Origin of the sequence: Nonomuraea diastatica, from assembly GCF_004349015.1 — a bacterium.
Classification (GTDB): domain Bacteria; phylum Actinomycetota; class Actinomycetes; order Streptosporangiales; family Streptosporangiaceae; genus Nonomuraea; species Nonomuraea diastatica.
Genome location: NZ_SMKP01000077.1, coordinates 37,575 through 45,118, shown reverse-complemented (window position 1 = coordinate 45,118; position 7,544 = coordinate 37,575). Strand labels below are relative to the sequence as shown.

Genomic DNA, 7,544 nt, shown 5'->3' with positions numbered 1-7,544 from the left:
TCAGGGTCTACGCTGTGGCTCGCGGCCACCGCACGATCTTTGGTTGTCTTCACAAACTCCGAATGATCACGCGGTGGCCGTCGCCATGTGACCCGATCCTTCAAGATCGCCAAGTGTCACTGGAGTATTAGGCGGGAGGACCTCTCCGCCTCGCCGCACCCGACCAGAGCGGGTTGTCCGCCCTGGTCATATCAGGGGCCCTTCTCCGCTAGCGGCCGTCGATCATGGCAGGGGTTCGCTGCGGGGTCAGGCTTCGTCGTCGGCCAGGTCGTAGTCGTAGGGTTCGCCGCGGGCCAGCCGTTCGGCGCGCATCTGCTCGAATTCGGCGTCGGTGATCCCGGTCAGGTACTCCCACATGCTGACCAGCTGGACCTTGCCGCGGGCCAGGTCGTCCTGCAGCACGATCCGCGATGAGCGGCCCATCTCCTCTTCCTTGACCACCCACGGGTCTCTGGCTTCCCAGGGCACGCCGGCCCAGGAGGCGTTACAGCATCGCGCGCCCTGGGGCGTGCGGACGGCGCGGGCGCCCTGGAACCGCAGCACCTTGCCTCCGGGCGTCCGGCCTTAGGCCCTTTGGTAGGCCTAGCCGCCACTCAAAAGCTCACTTACTGTTATGGTATGACTACACAAAGAAACACTCCTGTTCAGGGAGATCCACAGCGCCGGCGCTGGCCCGCGCACGGCCTACGCCGCAAAAACAGCCGAAGGCTCACCCATGTCCTGACGGCCCTGGCGCTCACCGCCGTCGCAGCCGTCCTCGCGCCGACCGCGGCCTCCGCCCACCCCGCGACGCAGCACCGCACCCTGTCCAACGACTGCGTCCTGGGCACCCATACACAGACCTTTTACTCCTACGACCAGTGGTCCAAGGGCGACGCGCGGCTGTGCGCGAGCCTGCTGGGGCGCGCCGATGGCACCTACACCCTCCAGGCCACCTTCATCGGCGACTTCTACTACTACTGGGGAGCGGCCTGGTACTCCGAGGACAAGTGCATCTTCGGCTGCCACCTGTCAGGCGCCTTCTATCTGCAACGCCCCAGCGGCCCGGAGGACATCGGCCCCATCGGGACAACCCTGCAGGGCAGACACGGCACAGCCACCTACACCTTCGAGGGGCTGACCAGCGGGCACTACAGGCTGCGTGCCGGCGTGACCAAGGAAGGCGGCTACTGGCGCAACCAGGGCCAGGCCGACAGCTCCCGCATCGGCATAAACACCCTAAAGATCGACTTCGATATCCCCTGAACCAGAACCGAGCGGAAACCGGTCGCGACTCCGCAACCCCGGAGGCGCGACCGGTCAACGCCGCAGCGGCCACCGCCACCTGGCCTTGAGGTGCCCCGCCTCCTCCGGACAGCTTCCTGACGATCACTTCACGATGCGAGCTGTCGGCTCAGGTACTCGTTGTGGACCTCAAGTGGAGTCCGGTACCCATTTGCGGAATGAAGCCTGCGCCGATTATAGAAGCCCTCGATATATTTGACAACCTCGCGCCGTGCTTTAACGCGGCTGGTGAAAACCATCCCGTTAAGCCACTCGTTCTTCAACGCTCCAAAGAACGATTCTGCCAGCGCATTATCCCAGCACACCCCAGTGCGTCCAACGGATCGACGCATCCCGTACCGGACCAGATGCCGGCCGAATTCATCGCTCGTGTAGTTCGAGCCGCGGTCGGAATGGAAGACACACCCTTGCTGCATCTCGATGTTACCGGCGGCCGCGTCGATCGCGTCGCAGATGAGCGAGGTCCTGTAGTGGTCAGCCATCGCCCAGCCCACCACCATTTTGGAATGGCAGTCCATCACCGTGGCAAGATAAACGAACCCCTCCCAGGTGGGGATGTACGTGATGTCACCGACCAGCTTGGTGCCCGGCCGGTCAGCGGTGAAGTCCCGCCGCACCAGGTCCGGGATTCCCTGGTAGGAACCGTCCGGCAGAGTGGTGGCCGGCCGCCACGGCCGGTGCTGGCAAGGCCGCAGGCCCAGCTCGCGCACCAAGTTCCGGACCAGGTCGTCGCTGACCTGTTCACCCGATCGGAGCAGGGCCGCGTGGATCCGCCGATAGCCGTAGGTCTGATGGCTGTCTTCGAATAAGACCTCAATCTTTTCCTTGAGCCGTTCACGGCGTTCGGCGGTCGCCGACAGCGGCCGGCCTCGCCACTCGTAATATCCGGATCGGGACACGCCCGGCCACGAGCACATGTCCACAATGGCATAATGAGCCTTATCCGCATCGATGAGCTCGTACTTGGCAGTCACGGCTGTTCTCGGGCGAAGAAGGCCGCGGCTTTTTTCAAGAACTCGTTCTCTTCGCGCAGCTTGCGATTGCCTCGCTCCAGCGCAAGTTCCCACTCGCTCTTCTTCTCGCTCGCATCCTGCGCCGGCGCCACGTCGTCGCCCCGGGTTCGCCGATAGGTGTTTACCCAGTTTCCGAGCGTGGTGTCGTGGATGCCGAGTTCCTTGGCCACATGCGACACCGGCCGCGGGCCGTCCAGCACCATGCGGACGGCTTCGTCCTTGAACTCCTGGCTGAATCGTCGGTTACGCCCCGCCACAGCCTTCCCTTCCGGTTCTCCCTCAACCTTAGTTGGGAATGTGTCCGGAAAATCCGGGGCGCCTCAATACACCAACGTCTGCATCCTCTGGAACACCGTCTACACGGCTCGCGCGCTGGACGAAATCCGCGCCGAAGGAAAGGAAATAGCCGCCGCCGACATCGCCCGACCGTCCCCGCTGGGATTTGAGCATTTCAATTTCCTAGGCCGCTACAACTTCGCCCTGCCGGAGATCATCGGGACGGCGCCCTGCGCCCGCTGCGCACACCTCCGCCCGGCCAGTAACCCCACCGGGCCGCACCCGCTTCACACTGGCGTGGCGGGCTGCGCCTCGGCCGGCACGAGCATCCGGCGGACCTGCTCATGGGAGACCCCGGCATGCTTGCCGATCCGGCGCAGCCCCCACCCCTCGCTGCGGGCGTCCGCCATCGCCACGGCCATCGCCTGCGAGGTGACGTCATCGAGCATCGCCCGCAGCTCCGCCAGCCGCGCCAGCCGTACCGCAGGAGCCAGATCGGCGATCTCGCTGCAGAACCGGGCAACATCAGACCGCAGGAACGCCACACCCTCTGAATCCGCCACGGCGCAAGACTGGCCTGGTCAGAGACGGTGTGTCAAATCATGTGACGCTAACCCCGACTCGTCGTTCCACTAGTACTGGGAGGCCAAATCCGCCTGGCCACCTCCCGCAACTCCTCCAGTGCGCGGCGGGATTCTGCCCGCGCCTGCCGGAACAGCGCGGTGGCAGCGCCGGAGTCGTCGAGGCGATGGGCGCGGCCGAGCAGCATGCCCAGCGCGACCAGTCGCTGCTGCACGCCGTCGTGAAGGTCCCGCTCGATCCGCCGCCGCTCGTCATCGACCGCCTCCAGCACCTCCGCCCGCGTCCGCGACAACTGCTCAACCCGGCGCCGCAACACCTCCTTGTCACTGGGTGCGAGTCCCCAAACCGCCAGCCGCCGTTCCAGCGCCGCCAAGCCGATCAAGGCCTGCACCGCCAGGAAGACGACGAGGACCACGAACGCCGCCCAGGTGATGGCGTCGTACCAGCTCATCTCAGCGCGCTCGCCCGTACCGTCGGACAGCGCCCGCCAGCTCACCGCCCGCCACCCAGATCCCGACCAATACCAGAACCCCACCACCGAGCCCGCCCACGATGCCGCGCATCGCCACGTACGCCAGCGCACGCCCCCCGGCCAGATTCGGGGCGACGGTGCCGCCCAGCCAGCGATTGACACGGACTCGATCAGCCCCGGCCAGCCGCCCGGCGCCACGGAACGACCAAGGCCGGGTAGACGGCATGGCCAGCAGCGGTATCGCGATGACGACCCACGCCAGCTCGACCAAGGCCATCACCGCCCCGAGCACCAGCCCGACCATGCCACGTACTGCCGCCCACGCCACAACCATGGTCACGCACTCTAGACAGCCGTCCAGCGACAGCACATTGAAGGTTTCCACAAAGCCGGCCAACCGCGAGTGTTCTGGGTGGGCGACCCATTCCGCCGTACCGGTTCACCTCAAGCCGGGCCGTGGTGCTGGCTTGAGACGCAGACCGAGACTGTTATCACGCACAGCTACTTTGATTCTGGCCGGTCACGCCAGGCCGCACTCCGACGTCGCTCGCACCCACGTTGCGGACGGCATCCGAGGACAAGAGGCCGTCGCCTCCCGTGACGGAGAAGTCCGCTTGCCCGCCAGACGTTGTGCTCTCGCTCTGGCCGGTGACGTGGGAATCGGCCGGGACCAGGAGGCTCGTCATGGTGGATCAGCGCAAACGCCTCGTCCGCGACCTTCAGGCCGCGCACCCCGAAATGAAGCACACCGCTGCGGCACGGCTACTCGACCAGGCCGCCGCTCTACGGCCCGACGCGCCCGCCGGGTGGGCGCGGCTCGTGTGCTCCGAGGAGAAGCAGCACGACATCCGCTACTGGAAGATCGAGTCCCGGGCGGTCGGCGGTGACACCTGGGGGACCAAGTTCTCGCCCTCGTGGCAACCCGAGAACTCTCCCCGCTTCGAGAAGGCTCTGCGGGACAGCCTGGACTTCGACGGCTGGATGTATCCCGGCCTGTGGCCTGAGCGGCCCGATGCCGCCCTGCTGCTGCCGCTGTGGCGTAGTGACCGTGGCCAGCGCGAAGATACCTTGAGGCGATTCACAAGGCGGTCGGCAAGGACTACCACAGGGTGCAGGAGCTGTACGCCGCAGCCGTCGCTGACGCCCTCGACCGCGCCGGCGTCACCTGCTCGGACTGGTTCGCAAACCCCGACCTTGGCCGCCTACGCAACCCACCCCGCTAACCAAAAGATCAAGAACAGTGCTGCCACCGACGTGAGCGCCGACCCGCACGCATCAACGAAGCCAGGCGCGATGATTGTGCTCCCTTCCCTGCCCGGAGGCATCGGCAAGACCATCGCCTCCGTCGACGTCTCGGGCTTCGTCCAAAATGATCAAACCATCATCATCGACATGGACCCGTCCGTAGGTCCCACGATCGCGATGACTCTGCGGGCCGCTGGTGAGGTCCTGGACGACAACGGCTACTACGCACACGACGTCATCGACCGAGCCGAGTACGAAGAAGTCGGTGGTGGTTCCTGGGAATGCGCGGTGAACGTCGTCGGAGCCATCCGCATAGCCGCAGGGCTTAACCCCGACGACGACTACGGCGACGACTACCGCTCCCGGATCTGCGACCAGTTCGACGGCAGCATCGAGGACGATCACCTGGACGCGCACCGCCTGGCCGACGACACGATGCATGCCCTGGCCGCCCATCTCGGCGGCCCCAGCGGAGACGACATCCACCTCACCGAGGCCTGGCTCACTGCCTGGGGCGCCGAGCAGACCGTCGAACAGGTCTCTGAGGCGCTCGCTCGTGCGGCCGACATCCGGACAGCCGAGGAAGAGAGCCTCTAAAGATCACTTTGGTGGCCGCCGAAATCGGGATGGCCGGGTGCGTCGCATCTCTCCAGGGAGCCTACTTATCACTCTGACCATCATTCACGATGGTAGGGCGAGGCCGTGATCGGATGCCACGCAATCGGGAGGTCACGTAGTTCGGATAAGACCACCTCGTCAACGCCGGCTGGCTGGAGCCGTCCGGGTGGGGGCTGGGGCCGTTTCAGCGGCGCAGCGCCCGGCCGCGGGTGCGCTGTACCGGACGGCTGATCTGAACGTGCTGGCCGCGCACCCAGCAATCGACTGGGACAGCGTGCGGTCCACGCCGAAAGGCCGGCCGTCTCCCCTCGCTGCTCTCACGTCTCACCGGCGCGGTGCAGGGGCGACGCAGTGATCGAGCACCGCGGCGGACAGTGGCCGGGGTCCCCGTAGCAAACGGCGGAAATGCAACGGATTATGGCCTGACCTGCGGGTTCTCGCGTTACACGGTTCTCGTTGATCATCCCTGCTACGGGGAGACCCGGAGAAACACGTGAAGCGCTAGTCGAAGACGCGGTCGACGACGGCAGCTTGCTCGGCTGTGCCGGCGCGGAAATAGCGAGCCGAGGTGTCGAGGGAGGCGTGGCCGAGGAGGGCCTGGACCTGAGCGACGTCGGCACCGCCTTCGCGGAGCCGGGTGGCGTAGGTGTGGCGGAGCCGATGGGGGCGCAGGCCGTCACCTACACAACAACCTCACCTTCTGCGCTCGTGGCGCACTTAAACGCCAAGCTCAGCGCGGCCAGACTGATGTCCAGATCCGCGCGTCGCGACGTCGAACCGGAGACGTGGGTGAAGGCGTCGAACATGCCGGTGTGGCCGTGGACCTCCAGCAGCAGTTCGGGATAGTCGATGCGCGGCAGCATGTTCATCACCGCGTCATGGGCCGCCTCGTAGGCCTCCGGCAGCTGGGCCGCCTCCAGCTTCGATGGTTATCTAGTGTTGTCAAGCGAAGCTGCTGCTCAGCCGGTTGAAGGCTTGTCAGGCACGTAAGGCACGTAGGTAGGCAGTGGCTGCCGCGCCCAGGGCCGTGGAGAGGTGACAACTGCCTGCTTTCAGTTGGCCGCGCTGTGCTCAGCCGCCGGTTGGCAGCTTCTCTTCAGATGCCAGGCGCGATGACGTCGAGGAGTTGCTGGTGGAGGTTGGGCCTGGCGAATAGCGCAGCTCCTGTGTCGGTGCGCTGCTGGCCTGCGAGGTTGCTGAACGTGCCTCCGGCTTCTTGGACGATGGGGATCAGAGCGGCGATGTCCCAGGGGCCGGCCCCGAGGAGGAGGAAGGCGTCGAGTTGGCCGGTGGCAACGAGGAGGCCGCCGTGGCAGGTGCCGGAGCCGGTGGAGGGTTTGCGGGGCGGCGGCGCGGTGGTTTCTGCCGTGGACCAGTCGAGTGCGGGGCGGGTCCGCGCGACGTGTCCTGCCAGTTTCGCGGCGATGGCTCGCTGCGACTCGCTCAGCCTGTGCGGAGGCGGCCAGATCCCGACCGTGGCGGCGTGGGCATCGTCGTTTGGGGTGATCGCCAAGCGGTGTGAGGGCGCTCCTGGGCGAGAGGGGCAGGGGCCTGTCCATGCGCCGGCGCCCCGCGTTGCCCACCAGCGGTTGCCCAAGGCGGGCGCGGAGACCATGCCCGAGGTGATGCTGCCGCGGTCTTCGACGGCGATCAGGGTGCTCCACTCTGGTTCGCCCGCGATGAAACTCGCGGTTCCGTCGATGCCGTCGATGCCGTCGATGCCGTCGATGCCGTCGATGATCCAACGACGGGAGCCTGCTCCCTGTTCGCCGGACTCCTCGCCGACGAACGCATCGCGGGGATGCCGCCGACGGATCTCGGAACGAAGGACGTGTTCGATCTCCCGGTCGGCGTCGGTGACCGGGCTTCCGTCACTCTTTGTGCAGACGGTGAGGCTGGTTGTCGCGAGATAGCGACGTGCGAAGTCGTCTGCCAGGTCAGCCAGATGCTGGGTCAGGGCCAGGTCTGCCGCGTCCGCCATTGTCGTCGTCATTCCGTCGGATTCAGTTTCTCCTCCTGCCATCAGAACAGATGGTGTTCCCGGACATCCATGC

General features: G+C 66.1%; 10 protein-coding genes and 1 pseudogene. 3 read left to right on the top strand and 8 right to left on the bottom strand.

Going from position 1 to position 7,544, the window contains the following annotated elements; genetic code table 11:
- Positions 1-246 precede the first annotated feature (246 nt).
- A complete protein-coding gene (locus tag E1294_RS25930) occupies positions 247-543 on the bottom strand; it encodes a hypothetical protein (protein WP_132512444.1) in 297 nt (98 codons plus the stop codon).
- A 75-nt stretch (positions 544-618) separates the two neighbouring features.
- Between E1294_RS25930 and E1294_RS25925 the strand changes: the two genes are divergently transcribed.
- Complete coding sequence (locus tag E1294_RS25925) at positions 619-1,245, top strand: hypothetical protein (RefSeq protein WP_132512442.1); 627 nt, start codon at positions 619-621, stop codon at positions 1,243-1,245.
- 128 nt (positions 1,246-1,373) lie between these two features.
- Here the strand turns inward: E1294_RS25925 and E1294_RS25920 are convergent.
- A protein-coding gene (locus E1294_RS25920) for an IS3 family transposase (RefSeq protein WP_132512440.1) occupies positions 1,374-2,554 on the bottom strand; the annotation gives its coding sequence in 2 pieces (ribosomal slippage) (positions 1,374-2,281 and positions 2,281-2,554; 1,182 coding nt in all).
- Between E1294_RS25920 and E1294_RS58190 the strand changes: the two are divergent.
- Positions 2,448-2,756, top strand: a pseudogene (locus E1294_RS58190) (Tn3 family transposase); the annotation flags it as partial. The gene E1294_RS25920 and the pseudogene E1294_RS58190 overlap by 107 nt on opposite strands.
- Before the next feature lie 104 nt (positions 2,757-2,860).
- Here the strand turns inward: E1294_RS58190 and E1294_RS25910 are convergent.
- From E1294_RS25910 to E1294_RS25900, 3 genes are read right to left on the bottom strand one after another with little or no spacing between them, the layout of a single operon-like run.
- Positions 2,861-3,136, bottom strand: a complete 276-nt coding sequence (locus tag E1294_RS25910) for a hypothetical protein (protein WP_132512438.1) — start codon at positions 3,134-3,136, stop codon at positions 2,861-2,863.
- Positions 3,137-3,183: 47 nt separating this feature from the next.
- The gene (locus tag E1294_RS25905; RefSeq protein ID WP_132512436.1) at positions 3,184-3,651 is read right to left on the bottom strand and encodes a histidine kinase; all 468 of its coding nucleotides are present in this window, start codon (positions 3,649-3,651) and stop codon (positions 3,184-3,186) included.
- Positions 3,608-4,024, bottom strand: coding sequence for a hypothetical protein (locus E1294_RS25900; RefSeq protein ID WP_132512434.1), 417 nt, complete (start codon positions 4,022-4,024; stop codon positions 3,608-3,610). Before E1294_RS25900 ends, E1294_RS25905 begins: the two co-directional genes overlap by 44 nt.
- 287 nt (positions 4,025-4,311) lie before the next feature.
- Here E1294_RS25900 and E1294_RS25895 point away from each other — a divergent pair, with 287 nt between their 5' ends.
- The gene (locus E1294_RS25895; RefSeq protein WP_132512433.1) at positions 4,312-5,469 is read left to right on the top strand and encodes a DUF6197 family protein; all 1,158 of its coding nucleotides are present in this window, start codon (positions 4,312-4,314) and stop codon (positions 5,467-5,469) included.
- Between the two features lie 522 nt (positions 5,470-5,991).
- Here E1294_RS25895 and E1294_RS57340 read toward each other — a convergent pair.
- The 3 genes from E1294_RS57340 to E1294_RS25880 form a co-directional block, all read right to left on the bottom strand.
- On the bottom strand, positions 5,992-6,162 hold the full coding sequence (locus E1294_RS57340; protein ID WP_132512457.1) for a tyrosine-type recombinase/integrase: 171 nt from the start codon (positions 6,160-6,162) through the stop codon (positions 5,992-5,994).
- A gap of 8 nt (positions 6,163-6,170) precedes the next feature.
- On the bottom strand, positions 6,171-6,359 hold the full coding sequence (locus E1294_RS25885) for a hypothetical protein (RefSeq protein ID WP_132512431.1): 189 nt from the start codon (positions 6,357-6,359) through the stop codon (positions 6,171-6,173).
- A gap of 227 nt (positions 6,360-6,586) precedes the next feature.
- On the bottom strand, positions 6,587-7,513 hold the full coding sequence (locus E1294_RS25880) for an inositol monophosphatase family protein (RefSeq protein ID WP_246083281.1): 927 nt from the start codon (positions 7,511-7,513) through the stop codon (positions 6,587-6,589).
- Between the last annotated feature and the right edge of the window lie 31 nt (positions 7,514-7,544).

Coding starts and splice junctions, on each gene's coding strand:
- E1294_RS25925 (WP_132512442.1), top strand. CDS start 619: ATGACTACACAAAGAAACACTCCTGTTCAGGGAGATCCACAGCGCCGG.
- E1294_RS25880 (WP_246083281.1), bottom strand. CDS start 7,513: ATGGCAGGAGGAGAAACTGAATCCGACGGAATGACGACGACAATGGCG.
- E1294_RS25885 (WP_132512431.1), bottom strand. CDS start 6,359: ATGAACATGCTGCCGCGCATCGACTATCCCGAACTGCTGCTGGAGGTC.
- E1294_RS25895 (WP_132512433.1), top strand. CDS start 4,312: ATGGTGGATCAGCGCAAACGCCTCGTCCGCGACCTTCAGGCCGCGCAC.